The organism is Telluria sp. LT2P34, assembly GCF_059685915.1.
Map to the genome: position 1 here is coordinate 818,217 of NZ_JCASIN010000002.1, position 20,692 is coordinate 838,908.

The 20,692-nt window shown below is 66.0% G+C and carries 22 protein-coding genes; 13 read left to right on the forward strand and 9 right to left on the reverse strand.

What is annotated here, in order from left to right:
- Positions 1-75: 75 nt before the first annotated feature.
- The 4 genes from yjgA (at position 76) to AC56KZ_RS09515 (ending at position 2,332) form a co-directional block, all read left to right on the forward strand.
- A complete protein-coding gene (gene yjgA, locus AC56KZ_RS09500; RefSeq protein WP_497161905.1) occupies positions 76-672 on the forward strand; it encodes a ribosome biogenesis factor YjgA in 597 nt (198 codons plus the stop codon).
- Positions 653-1,300, forward strand: a complete 648-nt coding sequence (gene mog, locus AC56KZ_RS09505) for a molybdopterin adenylyltransferase (protein ID WP_497161906.1) — start codon at positions 653-655, stop codon at positions 1,298-1,300. The genes yjgA and mog overlap by 20 nt, the downstream gene beginning before the upstream one ends.
- Entirely contained in the window at positions 1,297-1,965 is a 669-nt protein-coding gene (locus tag AC56KZ_RS09510; protein WP_497161907.1) for an alpha/beta hydrolase, read from the forward strand. Before mog ends, AC56KZ_RS09510 begins: the two co-directional genes overlap by 4 nt.
- Positions 1,966-2,134: 169 nt before the next feature.
- Positions 2,135-2,332 carry a hypothetical protein gene (locus tag AC56KZ_RS09515; protein ID WP_379784566.1) on the forward strand — a complete coding sequence of 66 codons (198 nt, stop codon included), beginning with the start codon at positions 2,135-2,137 and terminating at the stop codon, positions 2,330-2,332.
- A 22-nt stretch (positions 2,333-2,354) separates the two neighbouring features.
- On the opposite strand, the gene AC56KZ_RS09520 is transcribed toward AC56KZ_RS09515, so the two are convergent.
- Positions 2,355-2,909, reverse strand: coding sequence for a carboxymuconolactone decarboxylase family protein (locus AC56KZ_RS09520; protein ID WP_497161908.1), 555 nt, complete (start codon positions 2,907-2,909; stop codon positions 2,355-2,357).
- Between the two features lie 143 nt (positions 2,910-3,052).
- On the opposite strand from AC56KZ_RS09520, the gene AC56KZ_RS09525 reads away from it, so the two are divergent.
- Positions 3,053-4,378: an aspartate aminotransferase family protein gene (locus AC56KZ_RS09525; protein WP_497161909.1), complete on the forward strand. Its 1,326-nt coding sequence runs from the start codon at positions 3,053-3,055 to the stop codon at positions 4,376-4,378.
- Here AC56KZ_RS09525 and AC56KZ_RS09530 read toward each other — a convergent pair.
- From AC56KZ_RS09530 to AC56KZ_RS09540, 3 genes are read right to left on the reverse strand one after another with little or no spacing between them, the layout of a single operon-like run.
- Complete coding sequence (locus tag AC56KZ_RS09530) at positions 4,375-5,226, reverse strand: fumarylacetoacetate hydrolase family protein (protein ID WP_497161910.1); 852 nt, start codon at positions 5,224-5,226, stop codon at positions 4,375-4,377. The genes AC56KZ_RS09525 and AC56KZ_RS09530 overlap by 4 nt on opposite strands.
- A gap of 60 nt (positions 5,227-5,286) precedes the next feature.
- The gene (locus tag AC56KZ_RS09535) at positions 5,287-5,673 is read right to left on the reverse strand and encodes a c-type cytochrome (RefSeq protein WP_497161911.1); all 387 of its coding nucleotides are present in this window, start codon (positions 5,671-5,673) and stop codon (positions 5,287-5,289) included.
- The gene (locus AC56KZ_RS09540) at positions 5,670-6,269 is read right to left on the reverse strand and encodes a c-type cytochrome (RefSeq protein WP_497161912.1); all 600 of its coding nucleotides are present in this window, start codon (positions 6,267-6,269) and stop codon (positions 5,670-5,672) included. Before AC56KZ_RS09540 ends, AC56KZ_RS09535 begins: the two co-directional genes overlap by 4 nt.
- Positions 6,270-6,361: 92 nt before the next feature.
- Here AC56KZ_RS09540 and AC56KZ_RS09545 point away from each other — a divergent pair, with 92 nt between their 5' ends.
- Genes AC56KZ_RS09545 through AC56KZ_RS09560 form a run of 4 tightly spaced genes read left to right on the forward strand, consistent with a single transcriptional unit; the run spans position 6,362 to position 10,594 of the window.
- Positions 6,362-6,769, forward strand: coding sequence for a c-type cytochrome (locus AC56KZ_RS09545; RefSeq protein WP_497161913.1), 408 nt, complete (start codon positions 6,362-6,364; stop codon positions 6,767-6,769).
- Positions 6,766-7,731: a cytochrome c oxidase subunit II gene (locus AC56KZ_RS09550; protein WP_497161914.1), complete on the forward strand. Its 966-nt coding sequence runs from the start codon at positions 6,766-6,768 to the stop codon at positions 7,729-7,731. The genes AC56KZ_RS09545 and AC56KZ_RS09550 overlap by 4 nt, the downstream gene beginning before the upstream one ends.
- Positions 7,728-10,256, forward strand: coding sequence for a cytochrome c oxidase subunit I (gene ctaD / locus AC56KZ_RS09555; RefSeq protein WP_497161915.1), 2,529 nt, complete (start codon positions 7,728-7,730; stop codon positions 10,254-10,256). Before AC56KZ_RS09550 ends, ctaD begins: the two co-directional genes overlap by 4 nt.
- 5 nt (positions 10,257-10,261) lie before the next feature.
- Positions 10,262-10,594 carry a hypothetical protein gene (locus AC56KZ_RS09560; RefSeq protein WP_497161916.1) on the forward strand — a complete coding sequence of 111 codons (333 nt, stop codon included), beginning with the start codon at positions 10,262-10,264 and terminating at the stop codon, positions 10,592-10,594.
- 116 nt (positions 10,595-10,710) lie between these two features.
- Here AC56KZ_RS09560 and AC56KZ_RS09565 read toward each other — a convergent pair whose 3' ends face one another.
- The 3 genes from AC56KZ_RS09565 to AC56KZ_RS09575 all read right to left on the reverse strand — a co-directional run bounded on the left by AC56KZ_RS09565 (position 10,711) and on the right by AC56KZ_RS09575 (position 14,840).
- The gene (locus tag AC56KZ_RS09565) at positions 10,711-12,039 is read right to left on the reverse strand and encodes a PQQ-dependent sugar dehydrogenase (protein WP_497161917.1); all 1,329 of its coding nucleotides are present in this window, start codon (positions 12,037-12,039) and stop codon (positions 10,711-10,713) included.
- A gap of 93 nt (positions 12,040-12,132) precedes the next feature.
- The gene (locus tag AC56KZ_RS09570; RefSeq protein WP_497161918.1) at positions 12,133-13,422 is read right to left on the reverse strand and encodes an MFS transporter; all 1,290 of its coding nucleotides are present in this window, start codon (positions 13,420-13,422) and stop codon (positions 12,133-12,135) included.
- Positions 13,423-13,433: 11 nt separating this feature from the next.
- Positions 13,434-14,840: a KamA family radical SAM protein gene (locus AC56KZ_RS09575; RefSeq protein WP_497161919.1), complete on the reverse strand. Its 1,407-nt coding sequence runs from the start codon at positions 14,838-14,840 to the stop codon at positions 13,434-13,436.
- Positions 14,841-15,136: 296 nt separating this feature from the next.
- Here AC56KZ_RS09575 and AC56KZ_RS09580 point away from each other — a divergent pair, with 296 nt between their 5' ends.
- Positions 15,137-15,592 (forward strand): cache domain-containing protein, encoded by a 456-nt coding sequence (locus AC56KZ_RS09580; protein WP_497161920.1) that lies wholly within the window; start codon positions 15,137-15,139, stop codon positions 15,590-15,592.
- Positions 15,593-15,652: 60 nt separating this feature from the next.
- Positions 15,653-17,377, forward strand: coding sequence for a methyl-accepting chemotaxis protein (locus AC56KZ_RS09585; protein ID WP_497161921.1), 1,725 nt, complete (start codon positions 15,653-15,655; stop codon positions 17,375-17,377).
- Here AC56KZ_RS09585 and AC56KZ_RS09590 read toward each other — a convergent pair.
- Positions 17,358-17,939, reverse strand: coding sequence for a DNA-3-methyladenine glycosylase (locus AC56KZ_RS09590; RefSeq protein ID WP_497161922.1), 582 nt, complete (start codon positions 17,937-17,939; stop codon positions 17,358-17,360). The two genes, AC56KZ_RS09585 and AC56KZ_RS09590, sit on opposite strands and share 20 nt — an antisense overlap.
- A gap of 157 nt (positions 17,940-18,096) precedes the next feature.
- On the opposite strand from AC56KZ_RS09590, the gene AC56KZ_RS09595 reads away from it, so the two are divergent.
- Positions 18,097-18,957 (forward strand): HDOD domain-containing protein, encoded by an 861-nt coding sequence (locus tag AC56KZ_RS09595; RefSeq protein ID WP_497161923.1) that lies wholly within the window; start codon positions 18,097-18,099, stop codon positions 18,955-18,957.
- Positions 18,958-19,027: 70 nt separating this feature from the next.
- On the forward strand, positions 19,028-20,206 hold the full coding sequence (locus AC56KZ_RS09600; protein WP_497161924.1) for a tetratricopeptide repeat protein: 1,179 nt from the start codon (positions 19,028-19,030) through the stop codon (positions 20,204-20,206).
- Between the two features lie 20 nt (positions 20,207-20,226).
- On the opposite strand, the gene infA is transcribed toward AC56KZ_RS09600, so the two are convergent.
- Positions 20,227-20,496, reverse strand: a complete 270-nt coding sequence (gene infA / locus AC56KZ_RS09605; RefSeq protein WP_497161925.1) for a translation initiation factor IF-1 — start codon at positions 20,494-20,496, stop codon at positions 20,227-20,229.
- Between the last annotated feature and the right edge of the window lie 196 nt (positions 20,497-20,692).

The window sequence follows — 20,692 nt, forward strand, 5'->3', positions numbered from 1 at the left end:
CCGTAAAACAGTTATCATAGCAGCCGTTTACTGTTTTCACTGATCGGCTCAGCGCCAATCGGATCATCTAATATCATGCCTAATCCAAACCGCGGCGCCGTGGGCTTCCAGTCCAACGAGTTCGAGCAAGAATACGAACGCCCATCGAAGTCCGAACTCAAGCGCCAGATGGACGAGCTGCAAAAGCTCGGCGCGCAGCTCGTGGCCGAGCCGCGCGACCGCGTCAAGCGCGTGCCGATGCCGGAAGACGTGAAGGAGGCGATCCTCATGTGCCAGACCATCACCAACCACGAAGGGCGCCGCCGCCAGCTGCAATTCGTCGGCAAGAAGATGCGCACCCTCTCCGAAGAGGAAGTGGCCGTGATCCAGCGCACCATCGACAGCTGGAAAGGCGCCTCGAAGGCCGAGACGGCCGCGCTGCACGCGCTCGAGCGCCGCCGCGACAAGCTGCTGACCGACGATGCCGCCCTGACCAAGCTGCTGGAAGAGCATCCAGAACTCGACGTGCAGCAGTTGCGCACCCTGATCCGCAATGCCCGCAAGGAGCAGGCGGAATCGAAGCCGCCGAAGGCCTACCGCGAGCTGTTCCAGATCCTGAAGGACCTGGCCAAGAAGGCCAAGCCGGTACCCGAAGACGACGAGGCAGGTGAAGATGAGCCTGCAGACGAGTAAGGACGAACTGGTCGTCGGCCTGGTCTCGGTCTCCGACCGCGCCAGCGGCGGCGTCTACCAGGACCAGGGCATTCCCGCGCTGCAGGACTGGCTGGCCTCGGCCATCAGGTCCCCTTATCGCGTCGAAACGCGCCTGATCCCGGACGAACGCGCGCAAATCGAACAAACCCTGATCGAGCTGGTCGACACGGCCGGCTGCCACCTGGTACTGACCACCGGCGGCACCGGTCCGGCGCGGCGCGACGTCACGCCCGAAGCGACGCTGGCCATCGGCACCAAGGAAATGCCCGGCTTCGGCGAGCAGATGCGCCAGATCAGCCTGCGCTTCGTCCCGACCGCGATCCTGTCGCGCCAGGTCGCGGTGATCCGCGAAACCGGGTCGGACGCGAATGCGCACGCGGCCCTGGTCATGAATCTTCCGGGCCAGCCGAAGGCGATCAAGGAAACGCTGGAAGGCTTGAAGGACGCGGACGGCAAGGTGCTCGCCGGCGGCATCTTCGCCGCCGTCCCGTATTGCATCGACCTGATCGGCGGCCCCTACATCGACACCCATCCGGCCGTGACGAGCGCCTGGCGCCCAAAGTCGGCCCAGCGCCCTGCCGCGCCCACACCTCAGGATAACGCATGAGCGATCTGCTGCAAAACATCGAAATCGAAACCAAACCGAATCCGGACATCGCGGTCATCTGGCTGCACGGCCTGGGCGCCGACGGCAATGACTTCGTGCCGCTGGTGCGCGAACTCGATCTGGCGGGACTGCCGGGCATCCGCTTCGTCTTCCCGCATGCAAAGACGATCCCGGTCACCATCAACGGCGGCTACGTGATGCGCGCCTGGTACGACATCACCGGCGCCGAACTGACCCGCCGCGAAGACGAAACGGGCCTGCGCGACTCGCAGCGCGACGTCGAGGCCCTGATCGCGCGCGAAAAAGCACGCGGCATTCCGGCTTCGCGCATCATCATCGCCGGCTTTTCGCAGGGCTGCGCGATGACGCTGCAGACCGGCCTGCGCCATCCGGAAAAGCTGGCCGGCATGCTGTGCCTGTCGGGCTACCTGCCGCTAAGCGACAAGGTGGCGCACGAGCGCACCGAAGAGAGCATCGACACCCCGATCTTCATGGCCCACGGCCGCCAGGACCATGTCGTGCCCTACCTGCGCGGCGAGCAGTCGCGCGACATCCTCAAGGATCTGGGTTACCAGGTCGAGTGGCGCGAGTATCCGATGCAGCACTCGCTGTGTTTCGACGAGGTGCAGGACATCTCGGCGTGGCTGAAAAAAGTCCTGGCCTAAGGAGAGCCCCGATAAACCTACTGCGCGTCGGATTGTCGGCCTGCAATGCTCGCTGTACAGTCGTACAGCTGCGCTTCTCGGCCAACACTCCTTCCGCTCGCTACGGTTTCTCGCGGCTCTCTAATTTTTGGGAGCGTGAACGCTCCCTAATTTGTTTATGAGGCTCGATATGGCAAAGAAAGAAGAACTCGACGAAGAAACGATGGCGCTGATTAACTGGTGCATCGAAGTCGAAAAACACCTGGTCGCCGGCGGCGCCACCCAGGAGCAGGCCCAGGAACATATCGAAGAACAGGTCGAGTGGTTCACCGACTTGTTCTACGACGGCCTGACGCCGGAAGAAGCGGCAAAGGAAGCGCTGGCCTAGGGTGGAGTCCTGACTCCACGCTTTAATCCGGCAAGGGCGCTGCGCTCGACTCCGGCACTTCGGTGCGCGCAGTGTTCATCACCATCGCCAGGAAAGTGTAGTAACCGTTCAATCCCATCAGGTCGACCACGCCCTGCTCGCCGAACAAGGCCAGCGCGTCGGCATAGGTGCGGTCCGATACCGCTTTGGCACGATGCAGCTCGATGCAGAAATCGTGCACCACCGCTTCATCCACCAGCATGTTCTCCGGCCGCTCGCGCCGTCCGATGGCGGCAATCACGCCGGGCGGCACGCCCACCTGCGCCGCGATCGGCGCGTGGATCGCCCACTCCACGCCCTGGTTCCACTCGCGCGCCGTGACCAGGATCGCCAGCTCCGACAGGCGCACGCCGATCGCGCTGCGGTAGCGCAGGTATTCGCCCATGCGCTGGGCATTTTCGAGCAGCTCGGGACTCCTCAGCAAGGGCACGAAGGGGCCATACAGCGCACCGCGCGGGCCGTTGATCACTGCCTCGGCGGCGGCGCGCTGGGCCTCGGTCATCTCTTCTTGCGGAATCGGGCGGAGACGGTCACTCATCATCACTTGGCTCACTGGGTAGTGGTTAGCGTCTCGGAAATGTCTGGACGGAAAAATATTCGCACAGCTTCCCTCAAAGATCAAAGGAATCCGGCGCCGCCAGGTTTATTGTCAACCGTCAACTTTTTGTTGGAGGGAAAGACGTGAGCCACATTATCCATCGCAGCCTGCGCCAGGTGCCACCCATGGCGGCGAGCGCATCGGGCATCACGGTCGTCGACACGGCCGGCAATACCTATCTCGACGCCAGCGGCGGCGCGGCCGTGTCCTCGCTCGGGCATGGACACCCGGATGTGATCGCGGCGATGCACCGCCAGATCGACCGCTGCGCCTATGCGCACACCGCCTTTTTCACCACCGACGTGGCCGAGGAACTGGCCGAACGGCTGGTGGCGCGGGCCCCAAGCGGCATCGACGCGGTGTACCTGGTCTCGGGCGGATCGGAAGCGATGGAGACGGCGCTCAAGCTGGCCCGCCAGTATTTTGTCGAAGGCGGCGAAACCCGGCGCTCCGTCTTCATCGCGCGCCGCCAGAGCTACCACGGCAACACGCTCGGCGCGCTCGCCGTCGGCGGCAACGAGTGGCGCCGCAAACCCTTCGCGCCGCTCCTGATGGACGTGCCGCGCGTGTCTCCCTGCTACGAATACCGCGGGCGCGCCGAGCGCCAGAGCACCGCCGATTACACTGCGTTTCTTCTCGACGAACTGGAAACCGCAATCATCGCGGCCGGGCCGGAACGCGTGATCGGTTTCGTGGCCGAACCCGTGGTGGGCGCCACCGGCGGCGCGATCCCGCCGACGCCGGGTTATTTCAAGGGCGTGCGCGAGATCTGCGACCGCCACAGCATCCTGTTCATCGCCGACGAAGTGATGTGCGGGATGGGCCGCACCGGCACCATGTTCGCCATCGAGCAGGACGGCGTGGCGCCCGACATCATCACCGTGGCCAAGGGACTGGGCGCGGGCTACCAGCCGGTGGGCGCGGTGCTGGCGCAAGGCGCGATCGTCGAGCGCCTGCGCCACGGCAGCGGCAGCTTTTTGCATGGCCACACGTATATCGGCCACCCGGTCGCGGCAAGCGCGGCGCTGGCGGTGCAGCAGGTGATCGAGCGCGACAATTTGCTGGAGCAGGTGCAAAAGCGCGGCGCCACCCTCAGGCGCATGCTGGGCGACGTCTTCGGCAAGCACGAACATGTCGGCGACATTCGCGGGCGCGGGCTCTTCCTCGGGATCGAGCTGGTCCAGGACCGGGCGACCAAGGAGCCCTTCGCTCCGGCCTGCCGCGTGCATGCCGCGATCAAGCAGGAAGCGATGGCGCGCGGCCTGATGGTGTATCCGATGGGCGGCACCATCGACGGCCAGCGCGGCGACCATATCCTGCTGGCGCCCCCGTTCATCGTCACCGCGCACGAGCTGGCCGAGATCGTGACGCGGCTGGAAGAGGCCGTCGACGCGGCCTTGAAGATTTAGGTCTTCGAAAACGCCACAACTTCGGCCTGCTGCTCTCCCAGGCCCGCAATCCCCAGCCGCAGCGTGTCTCCCTTTTTGAGGAAACGCTGCGGCTTGCGGCCCATGCCCACGCCCGGCGGGGTTCCGGTGGTGATGATGTCGCCGGGTTCCAGGGTCATGAAGCGCGACACATAGCTGACGATCTGCGCCACCGAAAAAATCATGTCCGCGGTATTCCCGGTCTGCATCCGCTTGCCGTTCAGTTCCAGGTAGAGGTCGAGGTCCTGCACGTCGTGGATGTCGTCGCGCGTGACCAGGAAGGGGCCGACCGGGCCGAAGGTGTCGCAGCCTTTGCCCTTGTCCCACTGCGAGCCCATCTCGAACTGGAAAGCGCGTTCCGAGACGTCGTTCACCACGCAATAGCCGGCAACGCATTTCAAGGCATCTTCTTCGCTGACGTACTGGGCGCGGGCGCCGATCACGACGCCCAGTTCCACTTCCCAGTCGGTCTTTTTTGAACCCTGCGGCAGCCGGATCGGGTCGTCCGGGCCGTTCAGGGAGCTGATCGCCTTGGTGAAGAACACCGGCTCGGCCGGCACCTCGGCGCCGGTTTCACGCGCATGGTCGGCGTAGTTCATGCCGATGCCGATGAACTTGCCGATGCCCTTGACCGGCACGCCCATCCGCGGATTGCCGCGCACCAGCGGCAGCGTCGCCGGGTCGATCTTCGCGAGTTTGCGCAACGAGCGGTCGTTCAGGACCGACGCGTCGATATCGGGAATGACGCCGGACAGGTCGCGCAGGCGGCCTTCTTCGTCGAACAGGCCCGGCTTCTCTTTGCCGGGGCGGCCATAGCGTACCAGTCTCATCGCGTTCTTCCTGTGGGGAGGGGAGCGAATGATACCAAAAGACGCGCTTGCTTCCGCGGCTTACTTCCGCTGTGTCAGCAGCCAGGCGCTCATGTCGAGGGCGTCGCGCTCGCTCACGCCCATGGCCGGCATCGCGCTGCCCGGGTCGATCGATTGCGGGTCGCGGATCCAGCGTACCAGGTTGGCCTGGGTGTTGGGCAGGCCGCCGGCGATGAAGCGGCGTTCGGCAAGGTCGACCAGCGGACGGCCGACATAGGTCTCGGGGCCGCTCACGCCGGGAATGATGTGGCAGGCACGGCAGGCATGCTGGGCCAGCGCGATGCGGCCGCGCTGCGGGTCGCCCTGCAAGCCGTTCGCCGCGGCCTCGTTCTTGCCCTTGCCGCAACCGGACAGCAGCACCAGCAACAGCGGCAGCGCCAGGGCGCCGGCGAGCAGACGGTTCTTCATTGCCTTACCTTCCCTTCCGCGGGCGCCGGTGGGGGATCGCCCGCATCGCGGCCAGCCGACGCGCCCACCGCCGTGGTGACGGCGGCATAGTCGCGCGCCGACAGCGTCGGCAGCACCTGCATGAAGGCGACCAGCGACCACATGTCCGATTCACTCAAATGAAATTCCCACGCCGGCATGCCGCTCATCTTGATGCCGTGCCGCGTGATCCAGTACAGCTCGCGCGGCTGCCAGCGCTTGCTGGCGTCGATCAAGGGACCGGGCAGCGGCTGCATGCTCTGCCCGATCTTCGACTGGGCAAAGCCGGGCGCGCCATGGCATTGCGCGCAGTTGGCGCTGTAGAGCACGGCGCCGCGCGCTATCTGCTGCGGCGCGCCCAGGGTCGGCACCGCGATCTCGCTGGCATGGTTGCGGACCGAATAGCGCATGGCTTCTTCGAGGAAGGTGTACACCGGCTGGATGTGCGAGGCGGTGGCGCTGATGTCATACCAGCCTGCGCGCCAGACAGCCAGCCCGCCGACGGCGCCTGCGACGCCGGCCAGTGCGAGGGTGGCGGCGGCGGTCTTCAAGATCAGGCGGGTACGGTTCGAAGGCATGGGTGGCGATGGGCTGGGGTGCACACTGTTGAAAAAATGCTATGTTTTTCTCTTGTATTATATAGACCCAACAGTCATCGCCGGATTCAATTGTGCGCAATCAATTTCGCAGTCAGTTCTTATGCCTGCCTCCGCAGCATGTCCGCCTGCTCGGCGCAATGGGCCTCTGCCTGGCGCTGGCCGGCTGTGGAGAAAGCAAAGCGCCTGTGCGGGTCGCCGGCGGCGATATTGCCCGCGGCCAGCAGCTGATGGCGCAATACCAGTGCACGGCCTGCCATGCAATACCGGAGGTGCCGGGCGCGGCCGGAAACCTGGGGCCACCGCTCGACGGTTTCGGCAGGCGCAGCTACATCGCCGGCGGCATCCCGAACACGCCCGCCGCGCTGACGCGCTGGCTCGACAATCCACAGGCCATGAAACCGGGCACGCCCATGCCGGACCTTGGCGTCTCTCCCGAAGAAGCGCGTCACATGGCGGCCTACCTGATGTCCCTGCAATGAGCGCCGCAGTGAGCGTCACGCCCACCATGCCGCTGCCGCTCTGGCTCCAGTCGGCGCTTCATCCGGCCGGTCCCGATGCGGCCATCATCGCCCAGCTGACCTGGGTCCTGTTCATCGGCGGCGCAATCATTTTCGCCGGCGTGATGGCGCTGACGGTGCTGGCGCTGCGCCCCAGCGGACGGCAGGTGTCGCCGCGCCTCTGGATTCTTGGCGCCGGCGTCGCCTTCCCGGTGACGGTGCTGTCCGCGCTGCTGGTCTGGAGCACGCTGCGCAGCGCGGAGCTGACCCCGCAAACCTCGCGCGGCGCGCTGGCCATCGGCGTGACCGCAAAGATGTGGTGGTGGGAAGTGCGCTACCACGACCCGGTCAGCGGACGCGAGTTCGCCAGCGCCAACGAGATCCGCGTTCCGGTCGCCAAGCCGGTCTACCTCGGCTTGAGCTCGACGGACGTCATCCACAGCATGTGGATCCCCTCCCTGAACGGCAAAATGGACATGATTCCCGGGCGCCTCAACGGCCTGACCATCCAGGCCGACAAGCCCGGCATCTACCGCGGCCAGTGCGCCGAGTATTGCGGCGAGCAGCACGCACGCATGGCGCTGCACGTGGTGGCGATGCCGCAGGCCGAGTTCGACCGCTGGCTGGCGCAGGAGGCGCAGCCGGCGCGCGAGCCCACTTCTCCCCTTCTTGTGCGCGGGCAGGCCGCTTTCATCGAGCAGCGCTGCCAGAGCTGCCACACGATCCGCGGCGTTTCCGAAGGTGCGAAACTGGGACCGGACCTGACCCACGTGGGAGGCCGCATGCACATCGCGGCCGGCACGCTGCGCAACCACCGCGGCACGCTGGCCGGCTGGATCGCCGACCCGCAGTCCATCAAACCGGGGGCGCGCATGCCTGCCGCCACCGACATCGACGGCCCTACGCTGAACGCGCTCGCCGCTTACCTCGAGCACCTGAAATGACGCAGACAGCAACCCACGACACCCTTCCCAAGGGCTTGCCAAGCTCGCTGCCCCGTCCCGCGGACGAACTGGCGCGCCTGGAAAAAGCCTGGCGCACCCCGACCGGCCTGCGTTTCCTGACCAGCGTGAACAACACCAGCATCGGCCTGCTCTACATCGGCACGGCGATGCTGTTCTTCCTGCTCGCCGGCGTGCTCGGCCTGATGATGCGCACCCAGCTGGCGGTGCCGGACAACGGGCTGCTCAGCCCATCCGTCTACAACCAGGTCTTCACGATGCACGGCACCGTGATGATGTTCCTGTTCGCGATTCCGATCGTCGAGGCGCTCGCCGTCTACCTGCTGCCGAACATGCTGGGCGCGCGCGACCTGCCCTTCCCGCGCCTGTCGGCCTATGCCTTCTGGGCCTATGCGATCGGCGGACTGGCCTTCTTCTGCACGCTGTTCGCCGGCCTGGCGCCCGACGGCGGCTGGTTCATGTATCCACCGCTGACGGGCAAGCAGTATTCGCCCGGCCTGAACGCGGACTTCTGGTTGCTCGGCATCGGTTTCATCGAGATCTCGGCGATCGCCGGCGCCATCGAACTGATCGTCGGCATCCTGTTCACCCGCGCCCCCGGGATGACCCTGCAGCGCATGCCGGTGTACGCCTGGGCGATGCTGGTGGTGGCCGTGATGATCGTGTTTGCCTTCCCGGCCATCATCGCCGGCACGACGCTGCTGGAACTCGAGCGCGCCTTCGACTGGCCCTTCTTCATCGCCGAGCGCGGGGGCGACCCGGTGCTGTGGCAGCACCTGTTCTGGTTCTTCGGCCACCCCGAGGTCTATATCATCTTCCTGCCTGCCGCCGGCATGGTCTCGACCATGATCCCGACGATCGCCGGCACCGCGCTGGTGGGACGGCGCGCCATCATCGTGGCCCTGGTCGCGGTCTGCTTCTTCAGCTTTGCACTGTGGGCGCACCACATGTTCACCGCCGGCCTGGGAGTGATGACGATGAGCTTCGTGTCGGCCGCCAGCATGGCGGTGGCCGTGCCGACCGCGATCCAGGTGTTCGGCTGGATCGCGACGCTCTGGAAAGGAAAAGTGAGCATGAGCTCGCCGGCGCTGTTCCTGGGCGGCTTCATGTTCATTTTCGTCCTCGGCGGCCTGACCGGGGTAATGGTCGCGGTGCTGCCCTTCGACTGGCAGGCGCACGACACCTATTTCATCGTCGCCCACCTGCATTACGTGCTGGTCGGCGGGATGGTGTTCCCGGTGTTCGCGGCGCTGTATTACTGGATCCCGCTGATCAAGGGCCAGCGCATGTCGGAGCGCCTCGGCAAATGGGTGTTCTGGCTGATGTTCGGCGGTTTCAATATCGCTTTCTTCCCGATGCACCTGACGGGTCTGCTGGGCATGCCGCGCCGGGTCTACACCTATCCGGCCGACATGGGCTGGAACACGCTCAACATGGTGTCCACGATCGGGGCCTTCGTGCTGGCCGCCGGCGTGCTGCTGTTCGTGTTCGATGTCGTTCGCACGCTGCGCCGCCCGGCGCAGCCGGTGGGCAATCCGTGGAACGCGTCGACCCTCGAATGGCTGCCGTCGGAAGACTATGCGACGCGCAGCATTCCCGAAGTGAGGTCAAGCGATCCGCTCTGGGACCAGCCGAACCTGCGGGAAGAAGTCGAAGCGGGCCGCCACTACCTGCCGGGCACCATCAGCGGCGGCCGCGAGACCATCGCCACCAGCCCGATCGCCGGCAAGCCGATGTACCTGCTCATGCTCCCCGGCGACAGCTGGCTGCCCTTCATCGCGGCGGCCGGGACGGCCGGCTTCTTCCTGCTGCTGACGATCAAAATGATGGTCATCGCCTGGGCCTGCGGCATCACCGCGGTGGTGGCCACCCTGGCCTGGCTGTGGGGTTCGGACCGGGTGCCGTCGATCACCGAGGCCAGGGTGTCGGACTCGCTGGTGCTGCCGGTCGGCGCAAAAGGCGCGCAATCGCATTCGTGGTGGGCCACGATCATCATGCTGGTGGTGGACGCGACCATCTTCGCTTCGTTTGTGTTTTCCTACATCCACATCTCGATGCGCCTGGAAGTCTGCCCGCCACCCTCGGCAAGCCTGCCGGAGCGGATCTGGCCGATGCTGTCCGGCGCCCTGCTGGTGGCAGGCTCGCTGCTGATGCTGCTGGGGACGCGCAGCATCGGCAAGCGCCGGCTGCCGTGGCTGGTGCTGGCGGCCACCGCCTGCACGGTGGCCGGTTTCATGATCGACCTGCATGGCTATGGACTGGCCGGGCTGAACCCGCGCGCGCAGGCCTGGAGCGCGACGATCGCGACCATCGTCGCTTATCAGGGCTTCCATGTGCTCATCCTGGGAATCGCCGGCATGTACGTCGCGGCGCGCGCCTGGTCCGGCCGCCTGACGGAGCGCAGCCGCGCCACCCTCGACAACACCGCCCTGATGTGGCACTACACGACGCTGCAAGGCATTCTTGGGGCGCTGGCGGTGCACGTCGTGCCCCTCTTGATGGATTGAAAACGATGCGCGAACGGTTTTTCAGGAAGCTGATATGGGGCACGCTACCGCTGCTGGTCTGGGCAGCGCATTTTGCCGCCTGCTACGTGCTGGTGGCCTTCCAATGCAGCCCGGCGGGCCTGAAACCGGGCAATCCACGGCATCTGCCGCTGGTCTTGATGACGATCGTGGCACTGGCCGCCTGCACCCTGCTTGCCTGGCGCGCGCGGGCGTCGTTCGTCGGCGACGACGAGCATACCGCCCTGCTGGACAGGGCGGCTGCGTGGTCGGCGGTGCTGAGCCTGATCGGGATCGTGTGGACGTCGGTGCCGCTGTGGGTGATTGACAGCTGCGCTTGACGTAGGGTGGGCGGCTCGGCCGCGCACGCGTTCAAATCACGTGTGAAATGCCTGCTCCGCTGATCTTGCACTGGTTGAACGCGTGAGCGGGAGACCCGCGCACCCTACATTCCGATTTACGGAGTGACCGCAGCCGCAGCCCGCACACGCCAGATGACATTTCCCACGTCGTCGGCCACCAGCAGCGCGCCCGCCTTGTCGATCGCCACCCCGACCGGGCGGCCGAGCGCGTCGCCGTTCCTGTCGACGAAACCGCTCAGCACCTCGACCGGCTTGCCGTTCGGTTTGCCGTTCGCGAACGGCACATAGACCACGTTATAGCCCGACAGCGGCTTGCGGTTCCAGGAGCCATGCTGGCCGATGAAGGCGCCGCCGGCGAACTGCGGTCCGAGTTTCGCGCCATCGGCGAAGGTCAGGCCGAGGGCGGCGACGTGGGCGCCGAGGGCGTAGTCCGGCGAGATCGCCTTGGCCACCAGGTTGGGGCGCGGCGGCTTGACGCGCGCGTCGACGTTCTGGCCGTAGTAGCTGTATGGCCAGCCGTAGAAGCCGCCGTCCTTGACCGAGGTCAGGTAGTCGGGCACGAGGTCGCTGCCGATTTCGTCGCGTTCGTTCACGACCGTCCACAGCACGCCGGTCTGCGGTTCCCAGGCCATGCCGTTCGGGTTGCGCAGGCCGCCGGCGAACAAGCGGGTTGCGCCGGTCTTGACGTCGACTTCGAGGATGGCGGCGCGGTTGACTTCGATCTCCATGCCGTTTTCGCCGACATTGCTGTTCGAGCCGACGGTGGCGTACAGCTTGCCGCCGTCGCGGCTGGCGATGATGTTCTTGGTCCAGTGGTGGTTCAGCCCGGCCGGCAGCGGCGCCACTTTCTGCGCGGCCTCGGTGATTTCGGTGGCGCCTTCCTTGTACGGGAAGCGCACGATGCCGTCGGCGTTCGCCACGTACAGCGTCTCGCCGACCAGCGCCATGCCGAAGGGCGAATGCAGGCCCTTGAGAAAGACGCTGCGGGTCTCGGCGACGCCGTCGCCGTCGGCATCGCGCAGCAGGGTGATGCGGTCGGCGCTCGGCACGCCCGCTCCCGCCTTTTTCATGACCTTTTTCATGATCCAGGCCTTGATGCCTTTCCTTTCCGTCTCGGGCGTTTGCGGCTTGTTCGACTCGGCCACCAGCACGTCGCCGTTGGGCAGCACGTGGAGCCAGCGCGGATGGTCGAGGTTCGCCGCCATCGCATCGACCTGCAGGCCGGGGGCCGGCGCGGGCGTGCCGCCCTGGGGCCAGCCTTTGGCGGGCGCGATGTTGACCGTCGGGATCAGGGCCTTATTCGGCGCCGGCAGCGTCGGCGCCGGGCCGACGCCGGCACCGGCAGGAAGCGTCGACTTGTCGCCGCAGGCGCCAAGGGTGAGCAGCACGGCTGCGGCCAAGGCAGTGGACAGCTGGTGGCGCATGGGGTTCTCCTGGACGGAATCGGGCGACAGCGGCCGATTCTAGCAAAGCCGCCAACATTGCCGCGCGCGGCTCGCCCGCAGTCCCATGCACCATTACGCGGCCGTTTGCGCCTCCTCGCCGACATCGCTTTCCACGCAGGCCGGCGCCATCTTCTGGCGCGCCCATCCCAGCAGGCCAGGCAGCTGCAGCAGCACCAGCAGCCCGAACCCGGCCTGGTAGGCCACCGCCGGATGGCGCCCAAGGTGGTCGGGCTGCCAGAAGCCGATCACCAGGCCGAAGCCGGCCTGCACCATGAAGGCGCCAACGAAGATCAGGAGGTTCAGGCAGGTGGCGGCGCGCCCGGTCAGTTCGCGCGGCATGCTCTGGGCGACGATCGCGTATTCGATGCCGGTGATCGTTCCCACCAGTGTAAACAGCACCGACAGCAGCTGGAAACTCGGCTTGAACCCGAACACGAAGGCGGCCTGCACCAGCACGAACAGGAAGATGCCGGCGCCGGCGACGTCGAGCGGGGTGATGCCGCGCCGCCCGGCCCACTCGGTGATCATGCCGACCGCAATCGCGCCGAAAATCACGGCCGCCATGCTCAGGTAGAGCAGGTAGGCCACCGCATCGTCCGGAAAACGCGCCACATCCGACAGCCAGCGCCCGATCCATAAACCCTGGATGCCGAAGAAGACCGCGTGCGGCAACAGCACCAGCGAGGTCGTACGGCGAAACACGGGATGGCGGTAGACGCCCATGACCGAGGCGATCATCGGCGGGCGCTTGCTGCCGGCGGACGCGACGGCCGGCGCGCTGCGCGGTGTGATCAGCCAGATCAGCGCAGCGCAGGCCGCAATCAGGAGACCCAGCAGCACGAACAGGCCGCGCCAGTCGGTGTGTTCCAGCGCCAGGCGTACCGGAATCGTGCCCGACGCCGCGCCCAGCCCGCCGACGGCGATCAGGTAGCCATGCACCGAAGGCAGCCTGGTCGGCGCGATCCAGGTCGAGAGGGCCTTGACCGCCGACATGAAGCAGCCGCCCAGGCCGCAGCCCAGCACCGCACGCGCCAGCACCAGTTGCGTGAAGCTGTCGCCGCGCGCGAACATCAGCGCACCGAGCGCCGCCAGCAGCATCAGCACCACCTGCACCTTGCGCGGACCATAGCGGTCCAGCGCGATCCCGACCGGCAGCTGCACCAGTGCGAACGCAAAGAAGAACGCACTGGTGAGCAGCCCGAGCTGGCCGGGCGTGAGCGTGAGCGAGCTGACCAGGTCCGGGGCCAGCACCGCGTTCACGTTGCGCAGCAGCGAAGACAGGTAGTGCCCGAGCGCGAACGGCAGGAATACGTAGAAGAAAACCGCCACGCCGGACAGGCGTGGCGCGGTCTGGTCGCCCATGGCGTTCGGAATCAGGCGGCGCTGGGCTGGCTGTCGCTGGCGCGGCGGTCGTGCTGCGCCTGGACGATCGGGATCACGCGCCCGGCCGGCGCGTGGTGGCCGGCGAGCCCTCCCTCTTCTTCGAAGAAGAACTTCTGGCGGCCGAAAGCGGGCTTCAGGTGATCGAGCCAGGTAGCCTCGGAATCGTATTTGGCGAAGAAGGGCTTGCGCACCCATTCCGGATTGCGGGCCTGCAGGAACTGCAGCGCGAACAGCTTTTCGCCGTTGATCGTGACCACGCCGTCGATCACGACCTTGCCGGGGAAGGCGCTCATCGAAGGGCCGCGCACGGTGCGCGACAGGCCCGACACCATCGAATAGGCCTGCTGGAAGATCTCGTGGGCGCGCGCCAGCGGCAGGGCGAAATAATCGCTCGGGCCGGTGTCGCGCTCGACGAACATATAGTAGGGAATCGCGCCCAGGCGCACGCCGGTGGTCCACAGCTCGGCCCAGCTCTTCGGGTCTTCGTTGATGTGGCGGATCAGCGGGCCCTGCATGCGCAGCGTGGCGCCGGTGCCGACGATGCGCTTGACGGCTGCCTGCGCCATCGGATGGCGCAGCTCCACCGCATGGTTGTAGTGGCCCATGATCGCCAGGTTCTTGCCGGCCTTGACCACGCGCTCGAACAAACGCATCAGGTCGTCCGAATCCTTGTCCGAGACGAAGCGCTGCGGCCAGTAGGCCACCGACTTGGTGCCGATGCGGATGTTCTGGATATGCGCCAGCTCGGGCGCCAGCAAGGGCTCGAGAAACTCCGCCAGCGAGCGCGTATTCATGATCATCGGGTCGCCGCCGGTGATCAGGACATCGGTCACGTCCGGATGGGTGGCAAGGTAGGACACCAGTTCCGACGACTCGCGGGCGTCGAACTTCATGTCGTCCATGCCGACGAACTGGGGCCAGCGGAAGCAGAAGGTGCAGTAGGCGTGGCAGGTCTGGCCCGAGCTCGGGAAAAACAGCACCGTCTCCTTGTACTTGTGCTGCAGGCCCTTCAGGGGCGCATCGTTGACGCGCGGGACGTTGTGGGTCATCTGGCCGGCCGGGTGCGGGTTCATGCGCATGCGGATCTGGTGCACCAGCTTGGCGGTTGCGGCGGAATCCTTCTTGTGCAGCACCAGGTCGCGCAGCTGCTCGTATTCGCGCGCGGGCAGCATGTCGCGGTGCGGGAAGGTCAGGCGGAAGATCGGGTCGTCCGGAATGCGGCTCCAGTCGATCAGCTCATCGAGCACGTATTCGTTGACGCGAAACGGCAGCACATGCGAAACCACCTGCACGGCTTCCTGCAGGTCGGGGCTCATCCATTGCCACTGGCGCGCGAGGGCGATGGTCTGGCGCGTGTAGGGCTTGAACTTGGCGGGCGTCGAATCGGTGGTGATCACGTCATGCTCCTGGAAAGGAAAGATGGTGGGACGGCGGACGAATTCTCGAATAAGAAATTGCCGACGGGAATTAATCTTAGGAGGCAGCGTCTGATTCGACGTTGCACGCAATCAACTCATCACCAACAATCTTTCTTGCACGTATTTTTTCTTGCTATTCGACATGTTGCATACTTCCCCCACCTCGCCTACCCGTTTGCGATGCCTCAAATTGCCTGTAGGAAGTGCGGCGTACATTCCTCAATGCACTTAGGAAAGTTTTGATCCATACACGTCTTATCGAAAGGATTGACCCCATGAAGCTGCTCGCCACTGCCACCGCCCTGTGCCTCGGACTCGCCTCCGCCGGTGCACTGGCCAACGAACCCACCGAAAAAGACGCGATCGCCATGGCCGAACGCGGCGCCGCGCTGATCAAGTCCAAAGGCAAGGACGAAATGATGAAGCGCATCAATGCCAAGGATCCGGATTTCGTCCAGGGCGCGCTGTACGTCGACCTGCGCGACGTCAAGACCGGCATCGTGCTGGCGCATCCTTACAACCCGTCGATCGTCGGCAAGGATTTGACCGACGTGCCGGATGCTAACGGCAAGAAATATCGCCGCGAGATCATCGAACTGGCCGCCGCCAAGGGCAAGGGTTGGGTCGACTACATGTACAAGAACCCGACCAGCGGCAAGATCGAACCGAAGACCACCTATATCCTGCTGGTCGACGGCGTCGTGCTGGAAGCGGGCCTGTACAAGAAGTAAACGCGGTATTGCCTGGGGCGGCTTCGGCCGCCTTTTTCTTTGGTACCAAGGGGGAAGAGCATGCTGAAAAAACTGCGGATTGGCCCGAAGCTGTTGCTGGCGCCGGGATTGGTGCTGGTGCTGCTGACGCTGCTCTCCGGCGCCGCTTATTACGGCATGGTGCGCCAGCATGCCTCGCTCGAGAACATGGTGCAGGTGCGCGCGGCGCGCCTGCAGGACACGGCCGACGTCGCCGGCGAAGCGAAATATGCGCACGCGAACATCTACCAGCTGCTGGCCTGGATCAGCGGCAGCTTCGCCAAGAACCGCCTGGACGCGCTGGTCCAGGACATCAACAAGAAGCACAGCTCCATCAAGACCCGCCTGGACGCGCTGGCGAAGGTGGCCAACCCCGCCGAGCGCAAGCTGATCGACGCCTCCAGCACGGCGCTGGCGGCCTACCACAAGGGGGTGCTGGAAACGATCGAGATGGCGCAGGTCGACCAGTCGATCGCCACCAATTCGATGCAGAAGGCCGAGAAGGATTTCGGCATCCTCAATACCCAGCTGGCCGCGCTGGCGGCGCTCGAGACGCGCCTCTCCGAGGAAGCCTATGCCGCCGCCGGCGCCGAATTCCGCACGCTGGGGATGTCGATGGCGGTGCTGGTGGTGCTGTCGATCGCGCTCTCGCTGGCCGTGACGGTGCTGGTGCGGCGCGCCATGCTGGCCGATATCCGCGCCATTTCGGACGTGGTGGCGGAACTGGCGGAAGGCCGCCTGGCCGGCGCCACCGCCAGCACCGGGCGCGACGAGATCGCCGACACCTCGCGCGCGCTCGACCACACGATCGCCACCCTGAACACGACGCTGCACGCGATATTGACCTCGGTGCGCTCGATCGATACCGCCTCGAAGGAAATCGCCACCGGCAACCTCGACCTCTCGACCCGCACCGAGCTGCAGGCCGGCTCGCTCGAGCAGACCGCCAGCGCCATGGAAACCCTGACCGTGGCGGTGAAGGAAAACGCGAACAATGCGCGCCTGGCGACCGACCTGGCGGCCGAAGCGGCGCGCCTGGCGTCGCACGGCGGCCAGGCGGTCGGCCGCGCGGTCGAGACGATGGCGTCGATCCGCGCCAGCTCGCGCAAGATCGTCGAGATCATCGGCGTCATCGACGGCATCTCGTTCCAGACGAATATCCTGGCGCTGAACGCCGCGGTGGAAGCGGCGCGCGCCGGCGAACAGGGACGCGGCTTTGCCGTGGTGGCCTCCGAGGTGCGCACGCTGGCCCAGCGCTCGGCGGCGGCGGCCAAGGAGATCAAGGCCCTGATCGCCGATTCGGTCGCGATCATCGACGGCGGCGCGGTCTCGGTCAATGAAGCCGGCAGCAGCATGGGCCACATCGTCGCCTCGGTGCAGCAGGTGAACGACATCATCGAGCGCATCAGCGTGGCCAGCACCGAGCAGGCCGAGGGCATCGCCGAAGTGAACCGGGCGGTCGGCCAGATGGACGACATGACCCAGCAGAACGCGGCGCTGGTCGAGGAAGCGGCGGCCGCCGCCGAGAGCCTGCACGAGCAGACGGTGAACCTGTCGCGCGCCGTGTCGATCTTCCAGATCGAAGGCGTCGAGCCGCTCGCCGCGTCAACCCTTGAGGCGCAGGAAGACGGCGCCGACGCCTTCCAGGATCCGCTCGAGCGGCGCGCTCCCGACAGCCCGCTGCGCACGCGCACGCCACGCGCCCTCACCCACGAGGGCAGCGGCAAGCGCAAGCCTGCTTCCCACCTTACCGGAACGGGCGGCTGAGGAAACGCGAGCCGGCCAGGCCGAAACGCCAGGGCACGTCCATCGCCTTGGAAATGCCGATGCGCGGCCCGGCCACCACTTCCAGATCCGGCGCGGCCGCTTCCAGCACGAAGGGCGGCTGCGCCAGCGAACGGCCGTTGAAGGCGCGCGTCACGTCCAGCGCCTGGCACAGCTTGCCGGGGCCGGAACACAGCTGCACCGGGTCTTGCACGTCGCGCCGTGCGCGCATGGCATCGAGTCCGGCCAGCGGTTCGATGGCCCGGATCAGCACCCCGGCGCCATGTCCCTCCTCGCGGCAGACGAAGTTCAGGCACCAGTGGATGCCGTAGGAGCGATACACGTAGGCGTGCGCGGGCGGGCCGAACATGGCCATGTTGCGCTCGGTCGGCCCGGAAAAGGCATGCGAGGCCGGATCTTCGCGATCGTAGGCCTCGGTCTCGACGATGCGCCCGCCGACGCCGTCAACCAGCACCACCACGCCGATCAGGCGGCGCGCCACCTCCTCGGACGGGGCCGTGAAATCGATTCCTGCCAGGCGTGTCGGGGTCATATTGAGGTTCATGCAGGCGATTCTAGGCATGTTCGCAACACCGTTCTGTCCGTTTTGCCACACAAGGCAACCTGTTGCTGCATGGAAATTTAACCTGGTTTATAGTGGTGAACTTCGCTTTTATTTCTCCTGAACACCTCTTCCCATGAGTACAGCTGCCGTTCAAGCAATGCCAGGGCGCCTTGCCCGCGCCCCGGCCGCAGGGGATCCCGTGGAAGAGCTGATCAAATCGATCCGCATCCCGCCCCGTCCCGGCCTGCTGGCCGACCTGCAGGCCGAGCTGGGATCGCCCGACCCCTCGCTGGCACGCATCGGGCGCATCGTCGCGCGTGACGTCGGCATGGCCGGCGCACTGCTGAAACTGGCCAATTCCTCGCTCTTCGGCGGACGCCGCGCCAAGTCGATCGAGCAGGCCATCCTGTTCCTCGGCATTAACCAGGTGGCGGCGCTGATGACCGGCCTGCTGGCGCGCCAGGCCATTCCCGCCGACAGTCCGGCGCTGGCGAATTTCTGGGACGTGTCGACCCGGCGCTCGCACGCGATGGTGTTCCTGTCGCGCCGCCTGCGCATCGGCGCACCCGACATCGCCCACACCTTCGGCCTGTTTTGCGACATCGGCATGCCGCTCCTGATGAACCGCTTTCCTGGCTACGAATCGACCTTCCTCGACGCCGGCGCCGAAGCGCAGCGCGCCTTCACGGCAGTCGAGGACGAGCGCCACAGCACCAACCACGCCGCCGTCGGCACCCTGCTGGCGCGTAACTGGGGCCTGTCGAGCGATGTGTCCTGGGCCATCCTGCACCACCACGACCATGCGGTGCTCGAGGACGAGGCAACGTCCGATGCGGTGCGTTCGCTGGTGGCGCTGTCGCTGCTGGCTGAACGCGCGATCTGCCGCTACCGCGGCCTGGCCGGCTCGCCGGAATGGGACAAGGGCGGCGCGCGCGCCCAGGCCTACCTGTCGCTCGACGAGGACGAAACGGCCGAACTGCTGGAAGAACTGGAAGAAGCCCTGCACGACGACCACTGAGAACGCTGCATGCTTTGACAGCGCCGCGCAAGCGGCCGATACTGGGAAAAATCCCCGTCACGGAGGCGCAATGCGATCCTGGTCCCTGCTGCTGTGCACATTCCTGGCCGGCTGCGCCAGCGCGCCGCCACAAGCGCCCCTGCCCCCCGGCCTGTTCGACGATGGCGCCTTCGCCGCCCCGGCCGTGCCGGTCACGGCTTCCGATCTGTTTACCCTGAGTCCCGCCATGTCGGCGCACCTGGGCAGCCCCGAGTTCCAGGCCAAGCTGCGTGACAAGGGCGCGGTACGCGGCCTGCTCGAAGCGCTCTACGACAAGCGCGAGCTGCAGCTCGACTACGACGCCACGCGCACCAGGACCGCCGCCGAGACCTATGCGGCGCGCTCGGGCAACTGCCTGTCGCTCGTCATCATGACGGCCGCCTTCGCGCGCGAACTGGGCATGCCGGTGCGCTTCCAGAGCGTGCAGGCCAACGAAACCTGGACCCGCGCGAATGCGCTCTATCTCGTCAGCGACCATGTCAACATCCACCTGGCGGCGCGCCCGTCCGGAGGGAATGTGCACGATCCGGACGGCGGGCTGACGGTCGATTTCCTGCCCTCGGCGGATGCCGGCCAGATGCGCACGCGCGCGCTCGAGCAAGCCGATATCGTTGCGCTCTACATGAACAACCGCGCCGTCGAGGAACTGGCCGAGGGACGCACGACCGACGCCTACTGGTGGGCGCGGGCGGCGCTGCAGGCACGGCCGTCGAGCGTACCGGCATACAACACGCTCGGCGTCGTCTACCAGCGCAGCAACCGGCCGCTGCTGGCCGAACGCGCCTACCGCGCCGCCCTCGAACGCCAGCCCGACAGCCTGGTCGTGATGCAGAACCTGGCGCCGCTGCTGGCCGCGAACGGCAAGACCGCGGAAGCGGACCTGCTGGCGCAACGCATCACCCGGCTGTATCCGGCCCCGCCCTTCCACTATTTCGACCAGGGGATGGACGCCTGGCGCGCCAGGGACTTCGCACGCGCCCGCGCCCTGTTCGCGCGCGAAGTGGCGCGTGCGCCCTACAACGACGAGTTTCATTTCTGGCTGGGGGTGGCCCACCTGGGGCTGGGAGAGCGCGAGCCGGCACTCAAGCAGCTGGCGCTGGCGCGCGACACCAGCGTGCGTGCGGACACACGCGAGCGCTATGTAGCGAAACTGGAGAATTTACGCACTTCAAACGCAACGGGCGCGGCAAATATGCCGCGCCCGCGCTGAACCGCTTTACTGCGTGTTGCTTAACGACGGCGCTGGAAGCCGCCGGTACGTGGCGCCGGGGCGCCGCGGGTTTCGATATGACGGAACACGATGCGTCCCTTGTTCAGGTCGTACGGCGACAGTTCGAGCGTGACCTTGTCGCCCATCAGGATGCGGATGTGGTTTTTCTTCATCCGGCCCGAGGTGTAGGCGATCAGCTTGTGGCCGTTTTCGAGGTCGACGCGGAAACGCAGTTCCGGCAGCACTTCGGTGACGAGACCGTTCATTTCGATGAGTTCTTCTTTTGCCATGTTTTTTCCTTTTAGAGGTTGTTCTGCTAGGCGCAAGATGACGGCGCCGCGACGATGCTGCTGGATGCCAGTCCTTCACTGCGACTGGATCGAAAGTAAGAGTGGATGGGCCGCTATCTGGCGGATACTTGAACGGCGGCGGCTTCGATCCGGGACTGCAGCCGGACGCCGACCTGCGTGGGACAGAAAAAAAAGC

What these genes read in the sequence shown, in the direction of transcription:
- yjgA (WP_497161905.1), top strand. Translation starts at nt 76, where the DNA reads ATGCCTAATCCAAACCGCGGCGCCGTGGGCTTCCAGTCCAACGAGTTC.
- mog (WP_497161906.1), top strand. Translation starts at nt 653, where the DNA reads ATGAGCCTGCAGACGAGTAAGGACGAACTGGTCGTCGGCCTGGTCTCG.
- AC56KZ_RS09510 (WP_497161907.1), top strand. Translation starts at nt 1,297, where the DNA reads ATGAGCGATCTGCTGCAAAACATCGAAATCGAAACCAAACCGAATCCG.
- AC56KZ_RS09515 (WP_379784566.1), top strand. Translation starts at nt 2,135, where the DNA reads ATGGCAAAGAAAGAAGAACTCGACGAAGAAACGATGGCGCTGATTAAC.
- AC56KZ_RS09520 (WP_497161908.1), bottom strand. Translation starts at nt 2,909, where the DNA reads ATGAGTGACCGTCTCCGCCCGATTCCGCAAGAAGAGATGACCGAGGCC.
- AC56KZ_RS09530 (WP_497161910.1), bottom strand. Translation starts at nt 5,226, where the DNA reads ATGAGACTGGTACGCTATGGCCGCCCCGGCAAAGAGAAGCCGGGCCTG.
- AC56KZ_RS09535 (WP_497161911.1), bottom strand. Translation starts at nt 5,673, where the DNA reads ATGAAGAACCGTCTGCTCGCCGGCGCCCTGGCGCTGCCGCTGTTGCTG.
- AC56KZ_RS09540 (WP_497161912.1), bottom strand. Translation starts at nt 6,269, where the DNA reads ATGCCTTCGAACCGTACCCGCCTGATCTTGAAGACCGCCGCCGCCACC.
- AC56KZ_RS09550 (WP_497161914.1), top strand. Translation starts at nt 6,766, where the DNA reads ATGAGCGCCGCAGTGAGCGTCACGCCCACCATGCCGCTGCCGCTCTGG.
- ctaD (WP_497161915.1), top strand. Translation starts at nt 7,728, where the DNA reads ATGACGCAGACAGCAACCCACGACACCCTTCCCAAGGGCTTGCCAAGC.
- AC56KZ_RS09560 (WP_497161916.1), top strand. Translation starts at nt 10,262, where the DNA reads ATGCGCGAACGGTTTTTCAGGAAGCTGATATGGGGCACGCTACCGCTG.
- AC56KZ_RS09565 (WP_497161917.1), bottom strand. Translation starts at nt 12,039, where the DNA reads ATGCGCCACCAGCTGTCCACTGCCTTGGCCGCAGCCGTGCTGCTCACC.
- AC56KZ_RS09570 (WP_497161918.1), bottom strand. Translation starts at nt 13,422, where the DNA reads ATGGGCGACCAGACCGCGCCACGCCTGTCCGGCGTGGCGGTTTTCTTC.
- AC56KZ_RS09580 (WP_497161920.1), top strand. Translation starts at nt 15,137, where the DNA reads ATGAAGCTGCTCGCCACTGCCACCGCCCTGTGCCTCGGACTCGCCTCC.
- AC56KZ_RS09585 (WP_497161921.1), top strand. Translation starts at nt 15,653, where the DNA reads ATGCTGAAAAAACTGCGGATTGGCCCGAAGCTGTTGCTGGCGCCGGGA.
- AC56KZ_RS09590 (WP_497161922.1), bottom strand. Translation starts at nt 17,939, where the DNA reads ATGAACCTCAATATGACCCCGACACGCCTGGCAGGAATCGATTTCACG.
- AC56KZ_RS09595 (WP_497161923.1), top strand. Translation starts at nt 18,097, where the DNA reads ATGCCAGGGCGCCTTGCCCGCGCCCCGGCCGCAGGGGATCCCGTGGAA.
- AC56KZ_RS09600 (WP_497161924.1), top strand. Translation starts at nt 19,028, where the DNA reads ATGCGATCCTGGTCCCTGCTGCTGTGCACATTCCTGGCCGGCTGCGCC.
- infA (WP_497161925.1), bottom strand. Translation starts at nt 20,496, where the DNA reads ATGGCAAAAGAAGAACTCATCGAAATGAACGGTCTCGTCACCGAAGTG.